Origin of the sequence: Roseateles aquatilis, from assembly GCF_002205645.1 — a bacterium.
Taxonomy (GTDB): Bacteria; Pseudomonadota; Gammaproteobacteria; order Burkholderiales; family Burkholderiaceae_C; genus Roseateles; species Roseateles aquatilis.
This window is the reverse complement of record NZ_NIOF01000001.1, coordinates 840,071-864,240: the sequence shown is the minus strand read 5'-3', so window position 1 is coordinate 864,240 and position 24,170 is coordinate 840,071. Positions and strand designations below refer to the sequence as shown.

Below are 24,170 nucleotides of genomic sequence, written 5' to 3'. Positions count from 1 at the left end.
CTTTTCGTGTCGCCAGGTTCACGAGCGCTTCAAAATCAATTCACAAGAGTGTCACGACATCAGGTGGCGTAGTCCGCGAAGCCGTGCTTCAGACGCGAGCGCAGCAGTGTCCGCACCCGGTTGACGCGTGATCGCACCGTGCCGATCGGGATCGCCTGGATTTCGGCGACGTCGCGATAGGACTCCTCTTGCAGACAGGCCAGGTCGAAAGTGCCACGCAGGTCGGGCGACAAGCCGGCCAATGTGTGGTCCACGATGCCGGCCAGTTGGCGGTAGGCCACTTGGCGGCTGACATCCATTGACGAATCGCGTGGGCGGTGCGCCGATTCACCGTCCATCATGTGGGGCGACTCGTCCAGGCTCTCCATCTGACTGCTGCGCTTGGAGCAGCGCGCCACGTGGTTGCGCGCCACGTTGGCCGCGATGCCGAAGAACCAGGTTTCCACCGACGATCGGGCCTGATAGCGGTCGGCGCAGCGCGTGGCTTCGAGCATCGCATCCTGGATGATGTCGTCGAGCTCCCCTGGCGAGCGCTCGTAGCGGCGCAAGAAGCGTTTGAGCTTGCTGGAATCGCTGCGCGAATCGCGAGCGATCTTGACAATGTGGGCCAGCACCAATTGCTGACGGTAGGCGACGAGCGCTGGGTCGACTGGCTCGAGTGGTTCGCCGGCCTCTGGCTGCTGCGCATGAGGGACATCCGCAGATGCGGTGTCGACCTTGCCGATGTCTTCGACTGTCTCGCCCAGGTCGTCGGCGACGGACTCCCCGCCGCCCGCGACGAGCGCGATCGCAGTGGGCGGCATTGGGTTCGGATCGAGCCCTGGGCGCTCCGGATGTTCCGGACCCTGAGTCGTTGTGGAGGCATGCGGACGGGGTTGTCCCGTGCCGGCCGATTCTTCGCGATGTTGGTTCATGGTCAGACTCGAAGAAGGTCCGGCGTCCCCTGTCGGCTCGAACGCGGGCTCGTGCCCGCCGGGGATCGTCCGGAGCCAGGGCTCCCTAAGAGAACGGAGGGCGGAGCGGTCGGCGTCATGGCCGGCCGCCGAAACTGGTCAAGGCGGCGAGCGCTTGGTCGCCGAGCGCCAGCAGCTGCAACGCCATCCAGCGGCCGGTCATCGCCAGCACGAGGCCGACGGCCAGCAGCTTGACCGCGAAGGGAATGCTCTGGTCCTGCATGGACAACACCGTTTGCACCAGGGAAACGATGACGCCCGCCAACACCGCCACCAGCAATGGCGGCAGCGACAACCAGATCACCAACAGCAAACCCTTCTGAAAGAACGCGATGGTCTCGATCACGGCGGGGTCCTCACGCGTAGGAACGGACCAAGCCGTCGAAGAGTCGGGTCCAGCCGTCGAGCAACACGAACAGCAGGATCTTCAGCGGCAGCGACACCACCATCGGCGACACCATTTGCATGCCCAACGCCAACAGCAAGTTGGAAAGCAGCAGGTCGATCACCACGAAAGGAACGTAGAGGACGAAGCCGGCCTTGAGCGCGAGCTCGAGTTCGCTGACGACGAAGCATGGGATGAGCACGACGTAGTCGGTTTCCTTGGGAGGCTCCATCGCCGTCTGGCGCCACTGCTGGCGGGCGAGATCCAGGAACTTCTGACGACGTTCCGGCAGCGTGTTGGCGAGCATGAAACCGCGTAAAGGCTCTGCCGCATACGCGAGTTCTGGTAGACCGACCTTGCTTGGCTTGGCGCGCGCGCCGGAGTCCCTGGAAGGACCGTGCGCCGCGGCGCCGGACAGATCGATCGGCAATCGGCTCACGACCTCGTTGAGAACGGGCGCCATCACGAAAAGCGTGGCAGCGAGTGCCATGCCATTGAGCGCGATGCCGGGCGGGACCTGTTGCACACCCAATGCGTTGCGAACGATCATCAACACCATCGATATCTTCAGAAAGCTGGTCGTGCAGACCAACAACAGCGGCAGCAGGGCAAGTCCGCCCAGTAGCAGGGCCAGTGCGATCGGATCGAATCCCGAAGACGTCACCGCGGTGCTCCCCATTCGACGATCTCGACGGCCAAGCGACCTTCGATCTCCACCAGCTGTCCACTGCCAAGTTCCGTGCCGTGGGCGACGATGCGCACATGGGCGGGGAGAAGGGCGTCGAGCTGCACAACCTGTCCAGCGGACAGAGCGCTCAATTCGCCGACTGTCATCGCGAGTCGGCCGACGATGAAGTCAAGGTCTACGGTCAAGGCGTCCACTTGGCGGGGCTCCGTTGGGGGTGAGAAGGCTTGGTAGAGATTTGATATCGCCGCCCCCTCGGAGCCCCATCCCAGAAACTGGCTGGAGGCGAGCTGAACATGACCTAAATGAACAGGTCTGCTGCCAGCGACGAGTGAGATCGGCGCGGTGTCGCTTCGCTCGTTGGGGGGGAGCCACAACGCATCTCCGACCCGGAGGGAAGACAGTTGCGGCAAAGCGAGACGCACACGACCGATTCCCAGGCCACCAGGTGGTCGAATGGCCGCGATCGCCGCGGGCAAAGGCCCGCGTCGCGGCTGCCGATGCCAGCCGGCGCGTTCGACGAAGTGCAACAGTGTCTCGGCCGAGGCTCGTAGAAAGAATGTGTGACGCGTTCCATCGCGTGCGCCAAGAGTCAACAGCGCGGTGTGCATCGACGAATCGACCTCTTGACTCATGCCGCATGCCGTGAGCGTGAGTTCGAGCACGCCGCCGAACGGCTCCAGCAGGTCCGATGGCCAGTGGGCACAAGCGAGGCGCAGTAGGGCCTCGCGCGTCTCCACATCGCCTTCTGTTGGCAGATGAATGCCGGTCGCGAGCGTGATCAGCGCATCGTCGGTCAGTAGCATGTCCCCGCAGAGGCTGCGCAGGCGTGGGGCCAGTGAATCGTCGGTACCAAATCGCCCTTGGGCCTCATTGCCATGAGAGAGGATGAGTTCCACGAACTCCCATGGAGAGCGTTCGTTGACAACTTGCCAGCGACAAGTCGATCGCAGGAAATTGCGTAGTCGAACGACCATGACGTCTCGGACAGGAAGACGCAGTGGCGAAGGCTTGCCAATGGTCCCGCCGGTAGTGGCGAGTTGCGTCCACGGCATGGGACAGGCGGGAGCAGTGGAGATGCCGACGAACATTGTGGGAATGAGGTCCGAGCGAGGGCTGGTGGGCAGAGACGAGGTCCGTCAGTGCCGTGTCTCAGGAAAACCGTTCTCGTCTGTCCAACGCAAGCGATGAACCATAGCGAGGGCGCGTTTCACTAGCCGTGCATGAATCGCGTTTGGATTGCTCATCGCCACTCGTTGTCTGGGATCGCTCATCGGATCGACGATGATCAGAATTCCGGGACGAACATCGTGTTGAGGCGAGAGTCTCTGGATGTCGTGCGTTCGACTTCTGATTTGGTCAAGCGCGTGCGTTGGGCGTGCGCGCAACGTCTGAGAAAGTCGCGTGCGCGAGAGTGGCAATGGCGATGGAAGTCACGTGAGGCCGCTGTGCAACGCGCGGCCGCGAGCGAAGCGGAGATCCATCGCAGTGCATTGGCGGAGACTGCTCGCATCGCCACGGCACTTGCAGACGAGCGTCGTCAATTGACGCAAGCCATGGAAACGCTGATCGTGGAGATTTCACGGCAGGCCGCGCGTCGCCTGTTGCTCGCTGTGCCTCCCGATCTGGCGATTCAGTCGAGTGCACATCTGTTGCTCGATGAATGGCGCGCCATGCGTGGCGAGGGAGATCCTCAACTGCGAGTGCATCCCGACGATCTGGATGCGTTGAGAGAGCTCGCGAAAGGCGCCGGATGGGCACTGATCTCTGACGTCACGTTGGCACGTGGGCACTGCGAGTTGACCCACGCCGCGGGAAGCTTGCGCGCTACATATGGCGACAACGTGCGCGCGTTGATCGATGCGCTCGGGCCGCCAGGCGTCGTTCTGATGGACGCGCCATCCCAATCAATCAATTCCCCCCTTGTTAAGGAGAATCTCGCATGAATGTCAATAGTTTCACAGCGCGCCAAGCACTTGCCGCATCGACTGGACAGGATCGCCTGATGGTCGAGCTGCAAGGTCTCCCGCCGGACCAAAGCGCTCGTTTCGCAGACATCCGTCGGCACATGCAGGTCAACAACATGATTCTGAAGGCTTCGGTCGATCAGCATCAGGGGTTGCTACGCAAGATCGTGAACGAGATTCGCTGACATGAGCGCTCATCGGTTGAGCTCGCTGGCCGCGTGCCGCGCAGTACTTTGCGCTGCCGCACTGGCGGGCCCCTTTGGCCCGGCGACGCACGACGCGGTGGCCGTGGCACCTGCCGGCTGGCGGGACACGCTCTATAGCTATCGATCTGAACAAGATCTGCCGCTCTCGCAAGTCCTCGCGCGCTTTGCGTCGACGCTCGGACTTGAACTGAAGCTGGCCGATCCCGCGTTGGGTCGGCGAGCCGTCAGCCTGGGCGGAAAAGGCGCCTCACCGGCGGAATTTCTCGACCGCTTGGCCGATGCGCAAGGTCTGGACTGGTTTGTCTATCAGGGTGTACTGCATGTGTCGGCCCGATCGACCGCAGTCAGTGAGCGCCTGCAGCTCGGGACGCAAAGCCCTTCCGACGCGCGTGAGGCGCTGATTGGCATTGGCTTGCTCGAAAGTCGATTCGGCTGGGGCGAGTTTGATGGCGACCCGCCGACTGCCCTGGTATCGGGGCCGCAGGCCTACGTCGCGCTTGTGCGGCGGGCACTGGTCATTCCAGCAAGTGCTGGCGTGCGCCGCGAGCGGCCCCAACTGATGATCTTCAGGCTGCACTACGCCTCCGCGTCAGATCGAGAAATGCGCACGCGTGAGCGCAGCGTAACCATGCCCGGCTTGGTTTCGACCCTCAATCAGGTTCTGCAGAGTAGTCAACAGGCGAACTCCGCGTGGCGAGAGGCCGCCGCATTTTCCAAGCCGGACATGGGCAATTCGGGTCGCAATCGGGACGATTCCTGGGCGACATTGGCGACGCAACTGATGGGTGGCCCTGACGCGTCTTCCAACGGCGTGCCGTCTGGGTTTGCCGCGGCAAATCTACCGATCCCGACAGGCGAGGCGGCGTCCGCCATGGCCAGGGCTGGAAATCCCTCGGGCGCGCTCTTTCCAGCTCCCGCGACGGTTGATGCCGCGCAAGTTGGTCGATTGATGTCTGGAGCCAATCGCTACGGCCCGGATGCCAAGGCCAACACGGAGTTCGTTCCTTCCATCGCGGCCTACGCACCATTGAATGCTGTGCTCGTCTGGGACCTTCCGTCCCGTCGAGAGGAGTACCGCGCCATCATCGGCGAGCTGGACATACCGAGCCGTTTGATTGAGATCAATGTCACCATCCTCGACGTCAGCGTCAATGCGCTGCGCGATTGGTCGCTAGAGGTCGAGGGAGGTTCCGGCGCGGCTCGATTCGCCGTGAGTGGCGGCGGAAACATCGGCGCTGGCGCATCGCCAGGTACCGGCGTTAGTGGATCCACCATGGCGCTGTGGGCGTCCGATCGATTGCAGATGAGGTTGCGAGCGCTTGAGTCGAGCGGCCAGGCGCAGGTGCTGTCCCGCCCATCGGTGTTGACGATGGACAACGTTGGTGCACTGCTCGACATGAATCAGTCTGCCTACGTGAAGCTCGTGGGCGAGCGCAACTCTGATTTACGCACCATCACGGCCGGCACCCTGCTGAAAGTGACACCGAGCATCGTGGGCGACACCAGCGACTCCAGCGACGAAAGGGCCGGAAAGGATCACGGCATTCGCGTCACCTTGGACATCGAGGACGGACAACTGTCGGCCAATGGAGCCGACGGCGCCCCTCCTCGTGTGGGCAATAGCGCGGTCAGCACCGAGGCGGTCGTGCGACCCGGCGAGTCGCTGGTGATCGGCGGGTACCGCCGGCAGAATCAGCAGACCTCGAACAGCCGCGTGCCCGGGCTGTCTTCGGTGCCACTGATCGGCGCCCTGTTCCGCAGCGACAGCACGCTCAGCGATGAACGCGAGCGGCTGTTCATTCTTACCGCTCGCGCACTACCCTGAGCGGCGCGCAAACCTTATCCCCCATCGCTTCGTTCCATGAGCACGATCAATCGTTCGGCAGACCTGAGTGCATTCCATCAGACGCAGACAACGGCACAAAGCCCCGCCGATGTCCGTCCACGAGAGGTAGGTGATCGGCGCTACATCGAGTCCCAGGCGCAGAAATCGCCGTCTCCGAACGTCGCGACATCCCCGACGTTTGCACGCGCGGATCTCACGGCCCTTGCCATGGTGGATACGGGGCTGGGTGATGGCGCCGAAGAGATTACCTTCGGAATGAGTGAACGCGAGGAGATTGAGACTCACGACGAGGATCGGGACGCGCGCGAGCTCAAGGCGGAGAGAGTCGAGGGATTGATGCGTATCGAGCACGTGCGCGAGTTGATGCGTCAGATTGCCGGTCAGGACGGATACGCGCAGATTCGCCAGCGAGCGGAGCGCTTCGCGACGCTTTGGGTCCAGGGACGGGCGGAGGATGCGTTGGATGAGGTGAGCCCAGAAAACATGCCTTCTGCCGAACGCTTCGCCCTGATGCGACTGGCGTTGGAGCAGATGAAGACCGGGCCGGAAGCAGAGCGGCTGGAGGCGCATTTACGCAGGTTTGAGACTGACGCCATCGGAACCGTGCGCCGACTGGTGGCAGCCACTGATGTGGCTACTGGCGGTTCCCGGGGCGGCGCCCAACGGGCGGACACTCATTCGCCGTTGCACTCGTTGCTGCTTTCCCCACTGTCGCCGAAACTTGTACTCGACACCGCAAGCGCGCTTGGCCCGGATGGACTCTCCAAACTCGAGGCACAAGCGATTCGCCGTTCACGTGGGGAGCGAGGTGTGTCGCCGATGGCTGAAGTCGGCCTCTCGGTAGCGCTGTTGCGCACGATGGGACTGCTGCGTGAAGTCGGACGCAGTGGATCACGGTTGATGAAGGCGGGAGGCTGTGTCGGCGCGGACGATGCGGAGGAGGTTCGCAAAGTCTCGCGATGGATACTGGATACAACGTCGGCACCGTCACCATTGGCCTCGCTGGGTCGCATGAGCACCGTGATGAAGATCAACGGTGATGCGCGGACGCGAACGCAACGCCAAATGCTGATCGAGGTTCAAGATCAACTTCCGATGACTGTCTGGATCAGCGTGGATGCCAAATCCATGGTCGAGACCGAGCTACGCAATGCCAATACCGAAGATTTGGTGCGACGCGGTGTACTGAACCGGGCGGGCCCCATCAGAAGTCGGCTCTGAGGACTGCGAAGCCAGCAAATTCCGGTGACGAACTGCAGCGGGACGTCGGCGACTGAACGCCATCATGGCCTTGCTACCCTCCCGCCGCTCGGTGAAACCCGATGCGCGCTCCACTCTCACATCCGCAGGATCCTCTGCTGCGGCACTTGCCAAACATATCGCGCCGCGTGGCGAGCGCGCAGAGGTGGTTGTCACCGCATTGGTTGTCGCGGTCGTTTTCGCGATGCTGCTGCCGGTGCCGACGTGGCTGTTGGACCTGCTGATCGCGATCAATCTGTGCGTGTCCGCCTTCCTCATCGTCTTGGTGATGCAGATTCGGCAAACCACGGGGCTGTCCGCGTTCCCCTCCTTGTTCCTCGTCACGACTCTGTTTCGAGTCGCTCTGAGCGTGGCGAGCACGCGGCAGATCCTGCTCAATGCGGAGGCGGGGCACATCATCGCGGCGTTCGGCGAAATCGTCGTCGGAGGCAATCTGGTGGTCGGCTTGGTGGTGTTCCTCGTGCTGACCGTTGTTCAGTTCATTGTCATCACCAAGGGCTCGGAACGCGTCGCCGAAGTCGCCGCGCGCTTCTCTCTGGATGCCATGCCGGGCCGGCAGATGGCCATCGACATGGAGCGCAAGGCGGGCGGCATCACCCAGGAAGAGGCGAAAGCTCAGCGCGACGGGCTGACCGAGGAGAGCCAGTTCTTTGGCGCAATGGACGGCACGATGAAGTTCGCGAAGGGCGACGCGATCGTGGGGATCGTCATCGTTCTGGTAAACCTGCTCGGTGGCTTGTCAGTTGGCGTGCTGCAGCGTGGCATGGGCGCGTCTGAAGCGCTGCATGTCTATTCGATTCTTACCATCGGCGACGGTTTGGTAGCTCAGATTCCAGCGCTGCTGATGTCGATGACGGCGGGCCTGTTGGTCACGCGAGTGTCCAAACCCACCGGGGGGCACGCGATCGGCGCCGAGTTGACAGCGCAATTGCTGCATCAACCCAAAGCCTGGGTCACCGCGAGCGGTGCGATGTTGGCCTTCGGATTGTTGCCAGGCATGCCCGTTCTGGCGTTCATCGGCCTGGCGGGTGGCTCCGCGGCAGTTGGCCTGACAGCAATGCATCGAAAGCTGAAGGCCGAGCAGGAGGAAACGCTCCGGCGCGCCAGCGACATCGAGGCGATGCGAGACTTCAACATCGTTCGGCCGTTCACGATTCGGGTCAGCAGCCGCATCGATCCGGAACGGGCGCAGCGCGCGATCAACGTCTGCCGCATGACACGCAATGATCTCGTGCGTCGACTGGCCTTGGTGACCCCCGAAATCGATGCCGACCTTGACGTCGATCTGGAAGATGCGGACATCGAGTTCTGTCATGGAGAGGTCCGCGTCTTCTCCCTGTTCTTGCGTGAGGATCTTCTTACTTGCACCTGGGTTCGGGGCGACGTCGCGGATCTCGGCCTGTCGGCGGAGCAGGTCGAGCCGCGCGGCGGACAGGCTTGCGCACCTCGCGTATGGCTGCCGGAAGCCACAGCGCTGGCACTGACACCGAAGCCGTTCGACCTGGGCGATTGCTGGCAGCGTCTGGCGGACTTGGCTGGCGAAACTCTGCTTCGCGTCGGTTCGAGCTACTTCGGCGTGGAAGAGTCCCAGCGCATCGTTGCATGGGCGGCGCGCAAGACGCCCGAAGTCGCCAAGGAACTGGAACGCGCCGTGCCCGTCAGCCGAATGGCCGAGGTGCTGCGTCGCTTGCTCGCCGAGCAGGTGAGCATCAGGAATCTACCGATGATCCTCAACGCGCTGATCGATTGGGGCCCGCGGGAGCGAGACCCGGCGGTTCTGGCCGAGTGCATCCGGGCCGCCTTGCAGCGGGAGATCTGCGACGCCTATGCGATACGCAAGGAGTTGCGTGCGTTGATGCTCGATAGCGAGCTGGAGTCTCAGATCCGAGCCGCCATCCGCCAGACCGCCTATGGGGACTTCCTCGCGCTGGATGCCGACATGACCGATGCGATCCTCGACGAGACTGCCGTCGCCTATCTCGCCGCCGTTGACGGCGGCCGAGTGGTGCTGGTCTGCGCTCAGGATGTGCGAGCTCATGTGCGCAAGCTGATGGCAGACCGGATGCCGGACTTGGGCGTTATCGGCATGTCGGAACTCCCGCCGGACTATCGCGTCAACGTACGCTCGGTGATCAGCGTGCCGCTGGATGGCGCCTCGCTGTCCGATCTGCATTGACATGGCGGCGCTGGATATGACGGAGACGCAGGCTCGCGACCTCGGTGGCGATGACGGCGATCAGGCCTGGGCCGATGACGAAGCTTTTGCTGACCAGGAGTTCTTTCTGGATGATCTCGGCGAGAACGGAAATGAAGTCCCCGCGCCTGACCTGGCTGGAGATCTGGAAGCCGAGGAAACCGATGGCGTGAGCGTGGATGCGCGTGGCGACATGCCGGAACTGCGCGTGCTGACCGGTCTGCAGGCTGGGGCGGCAATGCCGATCCTGGATGCTTTGATCGTTGGCTCCGATGACGCCGCGGATGTGCTTCTACTGGATGAAGGCATAGCTTCGACGCAGTTGCGCCTTGCGATGACCGAGGCAGGAGAGGTGACGTTGGAGGCGCTTGCCGATGGCGTGCGTGTCGCATCGGGAGCAATGGTCGAGATTGGCCAATGCGTGCGACTACAGGCCGGCGAGGTGTTTCGAGCGGCAGACACGTGGTTGGCGGTTCGCGCGTCGCGGGCGCCGTGGGAGGCATGGTCTCCGCCTGCTTCGTCGCCGGCCTTGACAGCCGCTGAGGCTTCCAATGGCGTCGACGGTGCGTCGATGAATGACAGCCGGATCGAGTTGAACGAAGCGCTGCTCGATGCTTCGGATATGGTGGCTGACGCACGCAGTCATGGCACCGCACGGCAACTGCACTCCTCGCAGGGACTGGCGCGGGCGATCGTCGCCGCCGGCTTGTTGTCGACGATCCTGGGGATCGGTGCATTGATCTGGCAGGCGAGCTTCGCTACCGCGCGGACTGGCGTGGGGCGCAGTCGAGCGGCAGTCGATCCAGTGGCAGCGATAGCCGATGCCACGCGGCGAATGCTCGGTGTGACGGGGGAAGCGTCAGCCGCCGACAATGCGGTGACAGCTTCTGCCGTCTCCAGCAAGGTCACTCAAACCGAGATCGCACCTGAACCTGCAGTCGACAAGGGGCCCCAGGCAACGCCGACAGAACAGTTGGCCGGTGATGCCGAGACGTTGACCGGAGCGGCACACGAAGGCGTCGCTATCGCCGGCGGTGCAGCGCCCGGTCATCGACTTGTGGTGAGATCCCCCGGCCAGGATCCGATCACGCTGCCGTTCGATATCCAGGAGGTGTTGCTCGGCCCACGCAGTCTTGTCATCCTGACCGACGGTCGTCGACTTGAGCCCGGCGATCGCACGGGGGCCTGGCGATTGGCGGAGATTCGCCCGGGAGCACTCGTGTTCGATGGCCCCCGTAAGGTGCAGGTGCCATGGTGACGCCGCTAGCGATTGCCGAGCGTCATGCGGCGGGGGTTGCCGCGGCGATGGCCTCCGTGCCGCTGACGCGGCAGTTGGGTCAAGTGGACCGGGTGCTGGGCATGCTCATAGAGGGCACGGTGCCCGGCGCCAGCATCGGGGAGCTCTGTGAGGTGTACCACCCGGACGATCCGGCGAAGGTCTGGCGGTGCGAGGTGGTTGGTTTCACCGGACCCAAAGTGCTGCTCTCTTCATTGATGGCGCTGGAAGGGATTTCCGGCGGCTGCGTGATCCGGCCGTTGCGTACCGTGCATCAGGTGGCCGTCGGTCGACAATTATTGGGGCGCATTCTCGACGGCTTCGGTGATCCGCTCGACGGGGGCCCGAAGCTGAGTCCCGGCGCCGACGGTGTCACGCTACGTCGAGTCATTGCCGACGCCCCTCCACCAGTCGAACGTTGGCGGATCAAGGACCGTTTTCCGACCGGGATTCGCAGCCTCGACATGCTGTTGACGGTGGGACAGGGGCAGCGTGTTGGTCTCTTCGCCGGCCCGGGATGCGGCAAGACAACGCTCATGGCGGCCGCCGGGCGAGGTAGCCCGGCAGATGCGATCGTCGTTGGCCTGATCGGGGAGCGAGGTCGCGAGGTGCGCGAATTCACGGAGCACGAGTTCGATCCGGCATTGATGTCCCGCACGGTGATCGTGTGCGCGACCTCCGACCGCACATCGATCGAGCGCGTGCGTGCGGCCTTCACCGCGACTGCGATTGCCGAAGGTTTGCGCGATCAAGGCCTGAATGTGCTGCTGATGGTGGACTCTCTGACTCGACTGGCGCGAGCTCAGCGCGAAATCGGTCTGGCCGCCGGTGAAGCCCCCGCCCGCGCCGGCTTTCCCCCGTCGGTTTATGCGCTATTGCCTCGTTTGATCGAGCGCGCGGGCAATGCCGCGGGGGGATCAATCACGGCGCTCTACACCGTGCTCCTGGAAGGTGAACTGCGCTCCGACCCAATCAGCGAGGAAGCGGTGTCATTGTTGGATGGACATATCGTGCTGTCCCGCAAGCTGGCCGAACAAGGCCAGTATCCCGCCGTCGATGTGCTTGCAAGCCTGAGCCGAGTGATGTCCAACATCGTGCCGCGCGAGCACAGTCGCGCCGCCAACCGCATCCGACAGGTGCTGTCCGGCTATCGGGACATGGAACTGATGGTTCGACTTGGTGAATATCGGCCGGGCCTGGACGCCGAAACAGACCGCATCGTTGCCGATCACCCGCGAGTGATTGACTTCCTGCGGCAGGACACACGCGAGCCCGCCCCGTGGGATGACAGCATGGCGCGCCTGAAGACGTTGACTGCCGGCGCCACATGAGCGCGACTCGGGCCCACGAGGAGCGGCCGCAAGCTCGCCGCGGACCTCACGAGTTCGAAACGCCGGCCCCTCCTGACCCTCGCCTTTCCGGCGTTCGTCTGATCGGAGCGTTGGCCAGTCGTCGCGCGGCGATGGCGGACGCCGAGCTTCTCCGCGCCCAGCGGGCCAGTGAAAACGCTCAGCGCGCCTTGATCGACGCGGATCACGCGCTTCGAGCGTGCATCGCCGACGTGGCGCTCCAGCGGGACCAGCTGCGCGCGGCGTGTCAGGCCGAAGCCGGCGAAGCGCGCTCATTGCAACGTTGGCGCGAGGACGACCAGGCACAGATCGATCGCATCGAGGTCTCACGTCGACATGTCGCCGATCGAGCGCGCGATCGAGACGCCGCGGAACTCGCGCTCGGCGAGGCACTCGATCGGCAAAGGGCGCTGGCGCGGCGGAGAGAAAAGTACTCGTTGCTCGAGGAGCAACTGCGTGAGGCTTGATCGATCGACGTGAAGCGTCGGCGATGGGCCGCGAGGTTCGACGGTGCGTTTCTCAGCCCAATGAGAGCATCGAATCTCCGAGTGCATCATCCACCTCGGCCAGATCCACATGGTGTTCATGCTCTCCGGGTCTGAGGACAGGGCGGAGAATCTCCGGCGCGCGCCGCTCGTACTCTTCGATGACGCGCAGCAGGAGCGCCACGGCACGGAAGGTGTACTCGGGCACCGGCTGTCCAACTTGGCCGGAGGCCATCAAGTGACGCGCCAGACCGACATAGCGAACAACCGGGATGCCGTCCTCCCGCGCCTTGCGACGAAGGGCCAGCGCCTCTTGATCGCCAAGCTTCTCCAGCACCAGCGGCACCTCGGTGATCTCGGGGTCGTAAAAGAGCGCCACGGCGATATGTTCCGGATTGACGACCACCGCGCTCGGTCGCGTCTGAGGTGGCGGACCGTCGCTCATGACGATCTCTTTGGCGATGTGTTTGCGCATCCCCTTCAGCATCGGATCGCCTTCGTTCTGCTTGTGGTCGCGCTTGACCTCGCTGATGTCCATTCGTAGCTGGCGGTAGGTCAGATAGCGTTGAAGCAGGATGTCGGTCACGATCAACAGCACCAGCACCACAATGCATTGACGTTCAAGACCGTGCAGCAATTCCAGCGCCATCGACCAGCCTTGTTCCGCGTTGGCTCGGAAGGCCTGCGCTACATCGGGCAGTTCCGAGCGAATCTTCAGCCAAGCCACCACCAGCAACATGCTGCTGCGAATGGGACCCAGGGCCGCCATCACGAGCTTCTGACCTGAAAATAGGTTCTTCAGGTTGTTGCCGGGATTGAGCTTGTCAAAACCCTTGCCCAAGGTCTTCGGCGCGACATTGAACTTCGTCTGCGCCAACGTGCCGATGACTGCGGTCAGTGCCGGCAACAGGGCCAGGATCAGTAGAACGACCAGTACCTGCAGGAATGAGGACCACGCCATGGAGAAATCCAGATCCAGCGGCCGCTCGACCTGGCGCAGTCCCGCGTCCAGCATCTCGGCGATCAGGCCTCGCCAGAGTGGCTCGGTGGCGAAGGCGACTTCGGACATCAGCAGCAAGCGCAGGATCTTCAACGAGTCCTGGCTGACGCCGAGGTGTCCGTCTTCTCGAGCTTGCCGCTTGCGAGACTCGGTCGGGGGAAGGTTCTTTTCAGCCATGGACGAACTGCCTGATACGCCGGCGCGCTGCTCAGCGCAATGGCCGCAAGCCGAGCGTGTCCATCACACCCTCCTGCCACCATTGCAACGTGTCGCCGGCGACCTTGTCGAACAACGGCACTGCGATCAGGGCGAAGATGAGCAGCGCGGACAGTGTCTTCACTGCCATTGCCGACGCGTAGACGTCGAAGCCCTGCACCGCCGTACTGGAGATGGCCAGGGCCAGCTCGATCAGCAGAAGCAGGAGCAATGCGGGTCCCGCGAGCAATACCGCCTGGGCAATGCAACTTCCTAACGCCTGAAAGACGGCATGCTGTCGCGCCGTGTCGAAGACGGGAAACATCTCGAGCACCGGCCACTGCGCATGACTGGCGGCAAGTGCGGTGAACGCGGTCTGCAGCAACCCCAGATCGATAAGAAACGCGACAAGCGCGCGTTCGGACAATTCGCCGAGCAGGGTCGCGTCGGCTTGAAGCGCCGGGTTGGCCTGCTGGGCTGCATTCGCGCCGCGTTGGTTGTCAATCAATGTTCCCATGCCGCGCACAGTCCAGAAGGGAAGCGCGACCAGCATGCCCAGCAGCGCGCCGAGCAAAGCCTCCTTGATCGCGATCAGCACGAGCGCGGCCATGCCCGGTGGGGCACTGATGAAGCCAGGCCACAGCGTCGCGGCGGTCGGCAGCGACAGCCCCAGGCAGATCGCCGTGCGGACCATGCCGGAGGTCTGCTGCCGCGACAGGAATGGCAGAAACAACGTCATGCCAATGGCGCGCGCCATGGCCAGCGCCGTCACCTGAAGGATCAGGAACAGATCGAAGGGGTTGTCGAGGCGCATGGCGGACACCTTCAGACGGAGCGGCGCGCGTCCAGGCGCGCGTGACGGCGCTCCAATCGATCCATGTGAGCGAGCCAGACGGGATCGTCAAGTTTGCAGCCCCAGATCTCGAGATCGAAGCGCAAGCCGCCATAGTCGACGACCGCAGGCAAGTTGCCCCATCGCGTCAGTCGACATGCCCTCACCAGCGAGAGGCTGCGGCGGTTGCTGCCGAGGATCCAGCAGGTGATGGCATCGAAGCCATGGCGTCGGCACTCTCTGAACACGCGGCGGATCATGCGCATCGCGATACCGCTGCCTTGCCAGTCGCGTGAGACGTAGAGCCACAGATCACCAGTACTGCTGCAAGCCTCCGGCGCCCAGGCGATCGGGCGCAGGAAAGCCCAGGCGACTGGAGGCCGGGCGGTTGTAGCGTTCCCCTGCGCGTCGCCGGCGTCGGTGGGCGCATTCATCACCCACATCGGCCAGCCCATGCGGCGGCTTTGTTCGACGATGACGCGCATGTCCTGCGTGTTGCCCACCACAAGCGCCGGCGAGTGCCCGCCTCCAGAAACAGACTCGTTATAGATGCGGATCAGTTCCTCGGCGTCCTCGGGGACGGCTCGGCGCCAGAGGAGGGTGCTCGGGTCGGGGAGGACATCACGTCCATCCCGCTGAAGTTGTCTTGTGTTCATAAGAGGGAATGGGGGGCGGCCGCATCGGAGCGCCAGACGCGCCAGGCCTGGCGGCGCAGACCGGGAGAGGGCGAGGATTGCAATGTCGACGCGCGGACGATCGCGGGATCGCAGCGCAGACGCAATCGAGCCCAGGCGCCAGGCAGCGCGTCGTCGATCAATCGCGCCATGAGCGGAATAGCCCAACGCTGCAAAGCGATAGCGGAGCCGTCGCTCGGCGGAGGGGCCCCGGCCGCGCTCATCGGTCGCGCCTTGGCCTGTCTGAGCGCGTCGCGCCAGAAGACAGTGTCACCGTGTTCCGCTGAGAACAGATGAGCCAGCGCCCTACGCGAGTTCGCCATGCAATGACTGACATAGGCGATGCGACCCAGCGACAGCGCGACACGTTCGAGCGCTTGACCATCCAGCGGCAGATGCGGTGGCAGGGCCGCCAGGTGTTCGAAGGGGAATGCCGCGTCTGCATGGATGTCAAACTGTTTGCAGAACCAGCGATAGGCGAGACGCAACGAGGGGCCGGCCTCGCGGTATCGCGCCGGCAGATCGGAGGGGCCGGGTTCGCCGCCAGATTGGTTGCCGAGTTCGGTCCACCAAGCAGGTTGCATCTGTAGCCAAGGCTCGAACCAGAGCTCAACCCAACTCGCGTCCGCATCGATTGCTGCGTCGACAGTCATGGCAAGTTGGGCTTGGGCTGCGGTTCATCGCCCGTCGCTTTCGCCAGGCCCGTGCGGCGACGCTGCCATAGCAGCCAACTGGAGGGGCCGCCGATGCCGATGACGATCGCCAGCACGCCAATGAGCCAGCCAGCCGGCGCCCCGGTCTTATCAGTGCTGAAGTCCTGAGGATTGGCGGCCCGGCCGGCGGCTGAGGTCGATTCGGCGGGAACGAACACCACCGCGACTTTCTCGGGTGCGTCGGACAAGCCCGGAATCCCTGCCAGAACCAGCTTGCGGATGCGTGGTTCGTAGGCGGCCGTGTTCCAGCCGGGCACATGCTTGATCAGGATCGAACAGGAGGACGGAAGCACGGGCTCGCCCGGCACGATGCGCTCTGGCAGGACGGGATGGACTCGTGCCAGTACGACGCCGTCGATCTGTGACAGCGTGCTTTCGAGTTCCTGGGACAGCGCCGACAGGAAGCGGGCTCGTTCCTCGGTCGGCGTGGAGATCATGCCGTCCTTCTTGAAGATATCACCCATGCGGCTGAACGAACTGCGAGGCAATCCTGCCGCCTGCAGAATCGCAACCGCCGAAGCGAAGCGGTCCTGAGGCACTCGAACCGCGAACAGCAGCTTTCCGCCGGGAATCTTCGACGCGCTCAGGCCATGGCGATCGAGCTCCGCCGTGACTTCATTGGCGTCCTTCTCGCTCAGGCCGGTATACAGATCGATCGAACCAGAACAGGCCGCGAGCGTCGACGCCAACAATACCGCGCACGCCAGCGCGCGCGCGGCGCAAGGCCGGCCCGATCGTGTCGATCGTGACCTCACGTCAAGGTGCTCAGCTGTTGGATGCCGGATATGCCCTTGCCGATGGCCTTGGCCACCAGATCGCCGCGGACGGTCTGGTCGACCATGACCAGCGCAAGCTCCGGCGCGTTGTCTGCATTGCCGGTGAGGCGCGTGCGCGTCATCAGCCGGTCGATTCGCCGTTGCCCTTCGGAGTACGCAGCCATCAAGCCCTTTGCCGGGCCATTGGACATTGCGCCATCCAAAGCTGGCGATAAGGGACGCTGGATGGCGTCCACCTGCGCCAGGGCGCGCTTGAAAGAAGAGCCGCCTCTGGCAGTGGACTCAGCCATGGTGGTCGCGGCGTCGACGACACGTGTGGGAAGTGGAGGCAATTGCATGGGGCGGTCTCTCTCTCAGTCTTGCTGCATCGCGTGACGCAGGTCGATCAGGACGATGCGCTTGGCCGTGTCCACCAACGCGCGCATGAAGGGGGTCTCCGCCGGCAGTTCGCCAAAGGCGCCTTCGAGCGTTTCGTTCAACTCTCCACCATTGGCAGCGCCAGTCTTGATGGCTTCCTTGTAAAGCGTCATCGCGCGGGCCATCGTCGTCGGCCGTGGCGTCAGGCGAGGCGATTTCCAGCACGCGCGGGTCGGCCTCGAAGTCGCCGATCCCTTGGTCGCGAACGGTGTTCAGCATTTCCTTCATGTCGAACTGCGGTGGCGTGCGATCCTGGGCCGCCCGCATGACCTGATGAATGCGGCCGGTGGCCTGATCGATGATCCGTTGCTCGTGGTCGTCGGGGGTCTTGTTCTGCTGCGCGAATTCCACCCAGGTGCTGTGCTGGTTGGGACGGGCGAAGATTTCCGGGTGTTCGTCCATCAAGGTTGCGACGCAGGCTCGCTTCTCCAGAAGCGTCTCGGAGCTGTTGAGAATTTCAGGCATGGGTTGAATATCTGCGGGGGGGAGGAAAGGGCTCCCGCCGGGCGCGCCGATTGCGTTGGACCAGACGGGAGCCCGTGGGGCGTCAGTAGCCGAAGCCGAAGCCGCGGTTATGGGCGCATTGGCCCATAGCGTTGCCGAGGAAGCTGCCGGCAAAGGCGCTGGCGAACGCGCCCATACCGCTCATGCCGCCGAAGCCCATTCCGCCAAGGCCAGCGGCGCCGTTCATGCCTGCAAGGAAACCTTGCGCGTAGGACGGCGGCGGCGGCGGGGCATAAAACGTGTTGTTGGTGGTAGGTCCAGACATGGAAAGTCAATCTTGATTGAATGTGATGGGGAGTCGCCGCCCCAGCTTGTGGGGCGGCGTAGGGGCATCAGAGCTTCACGCCCTGAGCGATTTCGACGTTCTTGTTGCGCTGCTCGTTGGCCGTCTGACGTTTCAGGTTCTGCAGCTGCTGAACCGAACGCTGATCCTCGACGTCCTGCACGCCGTTCTGCACAGACTGTTGCAGGTACTGGCTGGCGGTGAGCCATTGATTGGATTGGGGAAACATGAAGTACTCCTTGGAAGACAACGCATGCGCGCTGCGGCTTCTTCAGTCGAAGACTTGAAAACAGGGTTCATGAGGCCCGGGGTCTCCCGGAGTAGCGAGAGTTGACGTTCCGGGGATAATCCGCGCGCATTTTTGTAAGCCGGACTCCCCTGTTCTTGTTTTCCCAAGGCCCGCTGCCATGCTCCTGACCCTGGTCATCCTCTACTTGCTTGTCACCATCGCGATCGGTCTGTGGGCCGCCAAACGGGTGAAGAACACGACGGATTTCGCCATCGCCGGGCGGCATCTGCCGCTGGTGATGATCGTCACCACCACTTTCGCGACGTGGTTCGGCTCCGAGACGGTGCTGGGCATCCCGGCCAAGTTCGTGCAGACCGGCTTGAACGGGGTGGTGGAGGATCCGTTCGGCGCCGGGTCGTGCCTGATCCTGGTGGGCTTGTTCTTCGCGGCCAAGCTGTACCGCATGACGCTGCTGACGATCAGCGACTATTACCGCGAGCGCTACGGCCGCGTCGTCGAGGTCGTCTGCAGCTTCATCATCATCCTGTCCTACCTGGGCTGGGTGTCCGCGCAGGTCACCGCGCTGGGCCTGGTGTTCAACCTGCTGTCGGGGGGCGCGATCAGCGTGCCGGTGGGCATGGTGATCGGCACCGCGTCGATCCTGGCTTACACGCTGTTCGGAGGCATGTGGTCGGTGGCGGTGACGGACTTCATCCAGATGATCATCCTGGTGGTCGGTCTGTCGATCATCGCGTGGTTCGCCGCGGACAAGGCGGGCGGCGCCGACAAGGTCATCGCGCTGGCGACCAGCCAGGACATGTTCAAGTTCCTGCCCGAGCCGAGCTTCCACGACATCGTCTTCTTCATCGGCGCGGCGATCACGATGATGTTGGGCTCGATCCCGCAGCAGGATGTGTTCCAGCGTGTCATGTCCGCCAAGAACGAGTACGCCGCCACGCGCGGCCCGGTGATCGGCGGCATCTGCTACATCCTGTTCGCCTTCGTGCCGATGTTCATCGTCGTCAGCGCGCTGATCATCATGCCGGAGGAGGCCAAGCAGTTGATCGCCGAGGATCCGCAGAAGGTCATCCCCACGCTGGTGATCGACCGCATGCCGTTCGTGATGCAGGTGATCTTCTTCGGCGCGTTGCTGTCGGCGCTGAAGTCGACCGCGTCTGCCACGCTGCTGGCACCGTCGGTGACCTTCGTCGAAAACATCTGGCGCCAATTCTTCCCGCGTGTGTCGGACAAGCAGGAGCTGCGCACCATGCGGATCGCGGTGCTGCTGTTCTCTGCCTGCGTCTGCGCCTACGCGATCGCGCTGCAGGGCACCTCGATCTATGAAATGGTCTCCGGGGCCTACCAGGTGACCCTGGTCGGCGCTTTCGTGCCGCTGGTTTTCGGGCTGTACTGGAAGCGCGCGACGACGCAAGGCGCGATCTTCGCGATCGTGCTGGGCGTGATCGCCTGGTTGCTGTTCCTGATGACGCCCGCGGGCGAGCAGTTCCCGGCGCAACTGGCCGGCTTCCTGGCAGGCATCGTCGGCATGCTGCTCGGGTCCCTGGGTCCCCAGGCGATCCGCGACGTGCAGGGCTCGCATCACCGCCTGGCCGGCGGTGGCGGATCGGCCGCGAGTCAGGCGGCCTGACCCTGAGGCGATTCCGCGACGCATCGCCGCATGACACCGGGCCGTGACGACCCACCCCCTCGAAGGAGCGCCCCAGTCTCCCCGCGACGGGGGACCGGGCGGCTCTCTATATAATTTCGGGTTTTGACCTCACCCCCCGAAAAATGCCGATCTACGCTTACCGCTGCGGCGTCTGCGGACACGCCAAGGACGTGCTGCAGAAGCTGTCCGACGCCCCGCTGAGCATTTGCCCGGCCTGCGGCGCGGAGAGCTTCTCCAAGCAAGTCACCGCCGCCGGCTTCCAGCTCAAGGGGTCGGGTTGGTATGCAACGGACTTCCGCGGCGGCTCGTCGGCCCCGGCCCCCACCGCGGGCGGCGGTTCCGGCGGCGACGCGGGCGCGTCGTCCGGCGCGGAGGCCGCGGCCTCTTCTGGCGCTTCGGCCACAGCTTCCAGCGCCTCGTCGAGCACGCCCTGCGGCGGCTCCTGCGCCTGTCATTGACGCCGAGGACCCGGACCCAGGCATGAGAAAGTACATTATCACCGGCCTGCTGGTCTGGCTCCCGCTCGCGATCACCATCTGGGTGCTGTTGTGGGTGCTCGGCATGATCGACGGCGTCTTCATGTGGCTGCTGTCGGCCGTGCAGGCGGTGCTGCCGCTGTCCGCCCAGGATTCGCTCAAGCAACTGCACGACATCCCCGGCCTGGGGGTGGTCGTCATGGTGGCGTTGCTGATGCTGACCGGCATGTTCGTCGCGAACATCTTCGGCCAGTGGTGGCTGCGCCAATGGGACCGGCTGCTTTACAAGATCCCCATCGTCAAGAGCATCTACAGCTCGGTCAAGCAGGTCTCGGACACGCTGTTCTCGTCCAGCGGCAACGCCTTCCGCGAGGCGGTGCTGGTGCCGTATCCGCACGCCAATTCCTGGACCATCGCCTTCGTCACCGGCAAGCCGGCCGGCGAGGTGGCGCAGCAGCTGGGCTCGCTCAGCGGCGCGTTGGCCGAGGAACACGTCTCGCTGTACGTGCCCACGACGCCCAATCCCACGTCCGGCTTCTTCCTGATGATGCCCCGGGCGCAATTGCGGCCGCTGGCGATGAGCGTCGACGAGGCGCTCAAGTACATCATTTCGATGGGGGTGGTCGCTCCTCAGGGGGAGCCCGCCGTCGTCCTGCCGACCGAGACCGTCCGAAATTGACCGGGCTGAGCGCCTCGGCAAGCGCTCAGTCCTGAGGGTCCGACAAGACCCCGCCAGCGCCTTTCATCGGGCTGGCCGCGCGCGCCGCGTCAGCCCGCACCGAACATTCAAAGATTCCCGGAGAGATTCCCATGCGTACCTGCTATGCCGGCCAAGTCAGCGAAAAGCTGCTCGACCAGACCGTGACCCTGATGGGCTGGGCCCATCGCCGCCGCGACCATGGCGGCGTGATCTTCATCGACCTGCGCGACCGCGAAGGCCTGGTGCAGATCGTCTGCGACCCCGACCGCGCCGAGATGTTCAAGGTGGCGGAAGAGGTCCGCAGCGAATACTGCGTGAAGGTCGTCGGCAAGGTGCGCGCGCGCCCGGCCGGCACCGAGAACGGCAACCTGGTCAGCGGCAAGGTCGAAGTCCTGTGCCATGAGCTGGAAGTGCTGAACGCCTCGGTGACGCCCCCGTTCCCGCTGGACGAGGAGAACATCTCCGAGACCACGCGCCTGACGCACCGCGTGCTGGACCTGCGCCGCCCGTACATGCAGAACAACCTGATGCTGCGTTACCGCGTGGCGATGGAGGCGCGCAAGTTCCTGGACGAGCACGGCTTCGTCGACATCGAGACGCCGATGCTGACCAAGAGCACGCCCGAAGGCGCGCGCGACTACCTGGTCCCGTCGCGTGTCCATGACGGCATGTTCTTCGCGCTGCCGCAGTCGCCGCAGCTGTTCAAGCAGCTGCTGATGGTGGCCGGTTTCGACCGCTACTACCAGATCACCAAGTGCTTCCGCGACGAAGACCTGCGCGCCGACCGCCAGCCCGAGTTCACGCAGATCGATATCGAGACCAGCTTCCTCAACGAGGAAGAGATCCGCGCGATGTTCGAGGGCATGATCCGCCACGTCTTCCGCAAGGCGCTGAACGTCGAGCTGGGCGATTACCCGGTGATGAAGTACGACGAGGCGATGTTCCGCTTCGGCTCCGACAAGCCCGACCTGCGCGTCAAGCTCGAGTTCACCGAGCTGACCGACGTGATGGGCGATGTCGACTTCAAGGTGTTCTCCGGTCCGGCGACGACCCCGGGCGGCCGCGTGGTCGCGCTGCGCGTGCCCGGCGGCGCCCAGATGAGCCGCGGCGAGATCGACAGCTACACCGAGTTCGTGAAGATCTACGGCGCCAAGGGCCTGGCCTGGATCAAGGTCAACGAAATCGCCAAGGGCCGCGAGGGCCTGCAGTCGCCGATCGTCAAGAACCTGCACGACAAGGCCGTGGCGGACATCCTGTCGCGCACCGGCGCGCAGGACGGCGACCTGATCTTCTTCGGCGCCGACAAGGCCAAGATCGTCAACGACGCCATCGGCGGGCTGCGCCTGAAGATCGGGCACAGCGAGTTCGGCAAGTCCACCGGCCTGTTCGAGGACAAGTGGGCGCCGCTGTGGGTGGTCGACTTCCCGATGTTCGAGGAAGACGAGGAGAACAAGCGCTGGGCCGCGGTGCATCACCCGTTCACCGCGCCCAAGGACGGCCACGAGGACCTGATGGTCACCGACCCCGGCAAGTGCGTGGCCAAGGCCTACGATATGGTGCTCAACGGCTGGGAGCTGGGCGGCGGTTCGGTGCGTATCCACCGTGCCGACGTGCAGGCCAAGGTCTTCGAGGCGCTCAACATCAGCCCCGAGGAGCAGCGCGTCAAGTTCGGCTTCCTGCTGGATGCACTGCAGTACGGCGCGCCCCCGCACGGCGGCCTGGCCTTCGGCCTGGACCGTCTGGTGACGCTGATGACCAAGGCCGAGTCGATCCGCGACGTGATCGCCTTCCCGAAGACCCAGCGCGCGCAGTGCCTGCTGACCGGCGCTCCCTCGAACGTGGACGAGAAGCAGCTGCGCGAGTTGCACATCCGTCTGCGCAACCCGGGTGCGGCGGCGGCCTGACCGTCGCGACGGCGCGGTGCCCGCCCCGGTGGCGGCGCCGCAGCCGTTGATGCGCTGGGAGCGCCTCGTGATGAGGCGTCCCGGTCTGGCCTACCCACGCCTGCAAGGCTTGATCGCCCGGGAGGCCGAGCCGCCCTTCCAGGCGCTGCTCGGCGCCTTCTTCATCCTGGAGCGCTGGGGCCGCGGCCCCGAGCTGCAGATCGAGCTGGAACGCGCGCTCGCGCGGGCGCTGCAGCAGCGGCTGCTGGAGGACGCGGCGGAGCTCAGCGAGGCGCTCGGCCGGCTGCACTACCAGCGCGGCGACTACGTCCAGGCCTGCAATGCCTGGAGCCAGTCGCTCGAACTCACCGACGACCAGACGCGCTGGGCCTGCCTGGCCCGGATCGGACTGGCGCAGCTGTGCTTCGCGCTGGGCGACTGGGCGCGCGGCGGCCGGGTGCTGGACGAGGCGGAGCGCCACTATCCGCGCCTTGGCGACGACGCCTACCTGCGCGCCAAGATCGGGCTGAATCGAGCCGTGTCGCTGCGCGCAACGCAGGGGCCGCAGGCGGCGATGGCGCGGCTGGACCTGGCGCGCGCCGCCGCGCGCGAGGCCGGCCACCGCGATTACGAGGCCGAAGCGCTGTGGCACTACGCCCGCTGCGCGCGCGACAGCGCGGCGGCGGCCGAGGCGTTGTCGCTGGCCACGCAGGCCGTGGACCTGGCGCGGCGCTGTCATTACCGCTGGCTGCAGGCACAGGTGCTGCTGCTGATCTCCGAGCTGCATGCCGGCATCGACGCGGTGGCGCCCGCGGAGCAGGCGCTGGCACTCGGCGAAGCATTGCAGTCGCGCTCGATCCAGGCGGCGGCCCATGGACGGCTCAGCCAGTTGATGGCGGAGCAGGGCCAGCTCGGACCGAGCTGGCATCACCAGCAGCAGCGTCAAAGGCTGGAGGCCGCGCTGGCGACGCTCGGCCAGACCGAGCTGCCGGCACGCCTGGAGCAACTGGCGCGATTCGACGCCGATGCGCAGGCCGCGCCCGCCGCCGTCGCATTGGCCGAGGCCGCCGGCGAGGCGAAGGCCTTGCTGCGGACGCTCGAGCGCCTCGGTGCCGACGCGGGCGTGCAGGGCGCGGACTTCGCCGTGCACCTGCGCGATGCGATCGAACGCGCGCGCCGGCTGGTCGACCGCCTGGGCTGAGCACTCGCCTGG

Annotated in this window: 26 protein-coding genes; 13 read left to right on the top strand and 13 right to left on the bottom strand. The window is 64.5% G+C overall.

The window, feature by feature from the left end; translation table 11 throughout:
* Positions 1-59 precede the first annotated feature (59 nt).
* The 4 genes from CDN99_RS03665 to CDN99_RS03650 form a co-directional block, all read right to left on the bottom strand.
* Positions 60-914 carry a sigma-70 family RNA polymerase sigma factor gene (locus CDN99_RS03665; RefSeq protein ID WP_088382716.1) on the bottom strand — a complete coding sequence of 285 codons (855 nt, stop codon included), beginning with the start codon at positions 912-914 and terminating at the stop codon, positions 60-62.
* A 115-nt stretch (positions 915-1,029) separates the two neighbouring features.
* Positions 1,030-1,299, bottom strand: a complete 270-nt coding sequence (gene sctS, locus CDN99_RS03660; protein WP_202820214.1) for a type III secretion system export apparatus subunit SctS — start codon at positions 1,297-1,299, stop codon at positions 1,030-1,032.
* A gap of 10 nt (positions 1,300-1,309) precedes the next feature.
* On the bottom strand, positions 1,310-2,017 hold the full coding sequence (sctR, locus tag CDN99_RS03655; protein ID WP_088382715.1) for a type III secretion system export apparatus subunit SctR: 708 nt from the start codon (positions 2,015-2,017) through the stop codon (positions 1,310-1,312).
* Positions 1,999-2,922: a FliM/FliN family flagellar motor switch protein gene (locus CDN99_RS03650; RefSeq protein WP_158218741.1), complete on the bottom strand. Its 924-nt coding sequence runs from the start codon at positions 2,920-2,922 to the stop codon at positions 1,999-2,001. Before CDN99_RS03650 ends, sctR begins: the two co-directional genes overlap by 19 nt.
* Before the next feature lie 324 nt (positions 2,923-3,246).
* On the opposite strand from CDN99_RS03650, the gene CDN99_RS03645 reads away from it, so the two are divergent.
* From CDN99_RS03645 to CDN99_RS03615, 8 genes are all read left to right on the top strand, one after another.
* On the top strand, positions 3,247-3,969 hold the full coding sequence (locus CDN99_RS03645; protein WP_088382713.1) for a FliH/SctL family protein: 723 nt from the start codon (positions 3,247-3,249) through the stop codon (positions 3,967-3,969).
* Positions 3,966-4,175, top strand: coding sequence for a hypothetical protein (locus CDN99_RS28025; RefSeq protein ID WP_141100614.1), 210 nt, complete (start codon positions 3,966-3,968; stop codon positions 4,173-4,175). Before CDN99_RS03645 ends, CDN99_RS28025 begins: the two co-directional genes overlap by 4 nt.
* 1 nt (position 4,176) lies before the next feature.
* Positions 4,177-6,021, top strand: coding sequence for a type III secretion system outer membrane ring subunit SctC (sctC, locus tag CDN99_RS03640; RefSeq protein WP_088382712.1), 1,845 nt, complete (start codon positions 4,177-4,179; stop codon positions 6,019-6,021).
* A 36-nt stretch (positions 6,022-6,057) separates the two neighbouring features.
* A complete protein-coding gene (locus tag CDN99_RS03635) occupies positions 6,058-7,263 on the top strand; it encodes a hypothetical protein (protein ID WP_141100613.1) in 1,206 nt (401 codons plus the stop codon).
* A gap of 64 nt (positions 7,264-7,327) precedes the next feature.
* Entirely contained in the window at positions 7,328-9,478 is a 2,151-nt protein-coding gene (locus CDN99_RS03630) for an FHIPEP family type III secretion protein (protein ID WP_088382710.1), read from the top strand.
* A 1-nt stretch (position 9,479) separates the two neighbouring features.
* Positions 9,480-10,754, top strand: coding sequence for a hypothetical protein (locus CDN99_RS03625; RefSeq protein WP_088382709.1), 1,275 nt, complete (start codon positions 9,480-9,482; stop codon positions 10,752-10,754).
* Complete coding sequence (locus tag CDN99_RS03620; protein ID WP_088382708.1) at positions 10,748-12,103, top strand: FliI/YscN family ATPase; 1,356 nt, start codon at positions 10,748-10,750, stop codon at positions 12,101-12,103. Before CDN99_RS03625 ends, CDN99_RS03620 begins: the two co-directional genes overlap by 7 nt.
* A 110-nt stretch (positions 12,104-12,213) precedes the next feature.
* A complete protein-coding gene (locus CDN99_RS03615; protein ID WP_141100612.1) occupies positions 12,214-12,588 on the top strand; it encodes a hypothetical protein in 375 nt (124 codons plus the stop codon).
* 52 nt (positions 12,589-12,640) lie between these two features.
* Here the strand turns inward: CDN99_RS03615 and CDN99_RS03610 are convergent, their stop codons facing one another.
* The 9 genes from CDN99_RS03610 to CDN99_RS03580 form a co-directional block, all read right to left on the bottom strand.
* Positions 12,641-13,783 (bottom strand): EscU/YscU/HrcU family type III secretion system export apparatus switch protein, encoded by a 1,143-nt coding sequence (locus CDN99_RS03610; RefSeq protein ID WP_088382706.1) that lies wholly within the window; start codon positions 13,781-13,783, stop codon positions 12,641-12,643.
* 31 nt (positions 13,784-13,814) lie between these two features.
* Positions 13,815-14,615, bottom strand: coding sequence for a type III secretion system export apparatus subunit SctT (sctT, locus tag CDN99_RS03605; RefSeq protein WP_088382705.1), 801 nt, complete (start codon positions 14,613-14,615; stop codon positions 13,815-13,817).
* Positions 14,616-14,626: 11 nt separating this feature from the next.
* Complete coding sequence (locus CDN99_RS03600; RefSeq protein WP_141100611.1) at positions 14,627-15,289, bottom strand: GNAT family N-acetyltransferase; 663 nt, start codon at positions 15,287-15,289, stop codon at positions 14,627-14,629.
* On the bottom strand, positions 15,286-15,960 hold the full coding sequence (locus CDN99_RS28020; RefSeq protein ID WP_141100610.1) for a hypothetical protein: 675 nt from the start codon (positions 15,958-15,960) through the stop codon (positions 15,286-15,288). The genes CDN99_RS03600 and CDN99_RS28020 overlap by 4 nt, the downstream gene beginning before the upstream one ends.
* Positions 15,957-16,775: a type III secretion system inner membrane ring lipoprotein SctJ gene (gene sctJ / locus CDN99_RS03590; protein ID WP_259374707.1), complete on the bottom strand. Its 819-nt coding sequence runs from the start codon at positions 16,773-16,775 to the stop codon at positions 15,957-15,959. The genes CDN99_RS28020 and sctJ overlap by 4 nt, the downstream gene beginning before the upstream one ends.
* Positions 16,772-17,086, bottom strand: a complete 315-nt coding sequence (locus CDN99_RS28580) for a hypothetical protein (RefSeq protein ID WP_158218739.1) — start codon at positions 17,084-17,086, stop codon at positions 16,772-16,774. The genes sctJ and CDN99_RS28580 overlap by 4 nt, the downstream gene beginning before the upstream one ends.
* A complete protein-coding gene (locus CDN99_RS28015) occupies positions 17,079-17,678 on the bottom strand; it encodes a hypothetical protein (protein ID WP_141100609.1) in 600 nt (199 codons plus the stop codon). The genes CDN99_RS28580 and CDN99_RS28015 overlap by 8 nt, the downstream gene beginning before the upstream one ends.
* A gap of 82 nt (positions 17,679-17,760) precedes the next feature.
* Positions 17,761-17,982, bottom strand: coding sequence for a hypothetical protein (locus CDN99_RS28010; RefSeq protein WP_141100608.1), 222 nt, complete (start codon positions 17,980-17,982; stop codon positions 17,761-17,763).
* Positions 17,983-18,049: 67 nt separating this feature from the next.
* On the bottom strand, positions 18,050-18,229 hold the full coding sequence (locus CDN99_RS03580) for a hypothetical protein (RefSeq protein WP_088382700.1): 180 nt from the start codon (positions 18,227-18,229) through the stop codon (positions 18,050-18,052).
* A 178-nt stretch (positions 18,230-18,407) separates the two neighbouring features.
* Here CDN99_RS03580 and CDN99_RS03575 point away from each other — a divergent pair, with 178 nt between their 5' ends.
* From CDN99_RS03575 to CDN99_RS03555, 5 genes are all read left to right on the top strand, one after another.
* Positions 18,408-19,877 (top strand): high affinity choline transporter 1, encoded by a 1,470-nt coding sequence (locus CDN99_RS03575; protein WP_088382699.1) that lies wholly within the window; start codon positions 18,408-18,410, stop codon positions 19,875-19,877.
* 143 nt (positions 19,878-20,020) lie between these two features.
* Positions 20,021-20,356, top strand: a complete 336-nt coding sequence (locus CDN99_RS03570) for an FmdB family zinc ribbon protein (RefSeq protein ID WP_088382698.1) — start codon at positions 20,021-20,023, stop codon at positions 20,354-20,356.
* Between the two features lie 22 nt (positions 20,357-20,378).
* On the top strand, positions 20,379-21,053 hold the full coding sequence (locus CDN99_RS03565) for a DUF502 domain-containing protein (RefSeq protein ID WP_088382697.1): 675 nt from the start codon (positions 20,379-20,381) through the stop codon (positions 21,051-21,053).
* A 131-nt stretch (positions 21,054-21,184) separates the two neighbouring features.
* Positions 21,185-22,978 (top strand): aspartate--tRNA ligase, encoded by a 1,794-nt coding sequence (aspS, locus tag CDN99_RS03560; protein WP_088382696.1) that lies wholly within the window; start codon positions 21,185-21,187, stop codon positions 22,976-22,978.
* Between the two features lie 70 nt (positions 22,979-23,048).
* On the top strand, positions 23,049-24,158 hold the full coding sequence (locus CDN99_RS03555; protein WP_141100607.1) for an ATP-binding protein: 1,110 nt from the start codon (positions 23,049-23,051) through the stop codon (positions 24,156-24,158).
* The last annotated feature ends 12 nt before the right edge of the window (positions 24,159-24,170 follow it).

Excerpts from the sequence above, each read along its gene's own strand:
- CDN99_RS03665 (WP_088382716.1), bottom strand. The coding sequence starts at position 914 with ATGAACCAACATCGCGAAGAATCGGCCGGCACGGGACAACCCCGTCCG.
- sctR (WP_088382715.1), bottom strand. The coding sequence starts at position 2,017 with ATGGGGAGCACCGCGGTGACGTCTTCGGGATTCGATCCGATCGCACTG.
- CDN99_RS03645 (WP_088382713.1), top strand. The coding sequence starts at position 3,247 with ATGAATCGCGTTTGGATTGCTCATCGCCACTCGTTGTCTGGGATCGCT.
- CDN99_RS28025 (WP_141100614.1), top strand. The coding sequence starts at position 3,966 with ATGAATGTCAATAGTTTCACAGCGCGCCAAGCACTTGCCGCATCGACT.
- sctC (WP_088382712.1), top strand. The coding sequence starts at position 4,177 with ATGAGCGCTCATCGGTTGAGCTCGCTGGCCGCGTGCCGCGCAGTACTT.
- CDN99_RS03635 (WP_141100613.1), top strand. The coding sequence starts at position 6,058 with ATGAGCACGATCAATCGTTCGGCAGACCTGAGTGCATTCCATCAGACG.
- CDN99_RS03630 (WP_088382710.1), top strand. The coding sequence starts at position 7,328 with ATGGCCTTGCTACCCTCCCGCCGCTCGGTGAAACCCGATGCGCGCTCC.
- CDN99_RS03625 (WP_088382709.1), top strand. The coding sequence starts at position 9,480 with ATGGCGGCGCTGGATATGACGGAGACGCAGGCTCGCGACCTCGGTGGC.
- CDN99_RS03620 (WP_088382708.1), top strand. The coding sequence starts at position 10,748 with ATGGTGACGCCGCTAGCGATTGCCGAGCGTCATGCGGCGGGGGTTGCC.
- CDN99_RS03610 (WP_088382706.1), bottom strand. The coding sequence starts at position 13,783 with ATGGCTGAAAAGAACCTTCCCCCGACCGAGTCTCGCAAGCGGCAAGCT.
- sctT (WP_088382705.1), bottom strand. The coding sequence starts at position 14,615 with ATGCGCCTCGACAACCCCTTCGATCTGTTCCTGATCCTTCAGGTGACG.
- CDN99_RS03600 (WP_141100611.1), bottom strand. The coding sequence starts at position 15,289 with ATGAACACAAGACAACTTCAGCGGGATGGACGTGATGTCCTCCCCGAC.
- CDN99_RS28020 (WP_141100610.1), bottom strand. The coding sequence starts at position 15,960 with ATGACTGTCGACGCAGCAATCGATGCGGACGCGAGTTGGGTTGAGCTC.
- CDN99_RS28580 (WP_158218739.1), bottom strand. The coding sequence starts at position 17,086 with ATGGCTGAGTCCACTGCCAGAGGCGGCTCTTCTTTCAAGCGCGCCCTG.
- CDN99_RS28015 (WP_141100609.1), bottom strand. The coding sequence starts at position 17,678 with ATGCCTGAAATTCTCAACAGCTCCGAGACGCTTCTGGAGAAGCGAGCC.
- CDN99_RS28010 (WP_141100608.1), bottom strand. The coding sequence starts at position 17,982 with ATGTCTGGACCTACCACCAACAACACGTTTTATGCCCCGCCGCCGCCG.
- CDN99_RS03580 (WP_088382700.1), bottom strand. The coding sequence starts at position 18,229 with ATGTTTCCCCAATCCAATCAATGGCTCACCGCCAGCCAGTACCTGCAA.
- CDN99_RS03575 (WP_088382699.1), top strand. The coding sequence starts at position 18,408 with ATGCTCCTGACCCTGGTCATCCTCTACTTGCTTGTCACCATCGCGATC.
- CDN99_RS03570 (WP_088382698.1), top strand. The coding sequence starts at position 20,021 with ATGCCGATCTACGCTTACCGCTGCGGCGTCTGCGGACACGCCAAGGAC.
- CDN99_RS03565 (WP_088382697.1), top strand. The coding sequence starts at position 20,379 with ATGAGAAAGTACATTATCACCGGCCTGCTGGTCTGGCTCCCGCTCGCG.
- aspS (WP_088382696.1), top strand. The coding sequence starts at position 21,185 with ATGCGTACCTGCTATGCCGGCCAAGTCAGCGAAAAGCTGCTCGACCAG.
- CDN99_RS03555 (WP_141100607.1), top strand. The coding sequence starts at position 23,049 with ATGAGGCGTCCCGGTCTGGCCTACCCACGCCTGCAAGGCTTGATCGCC.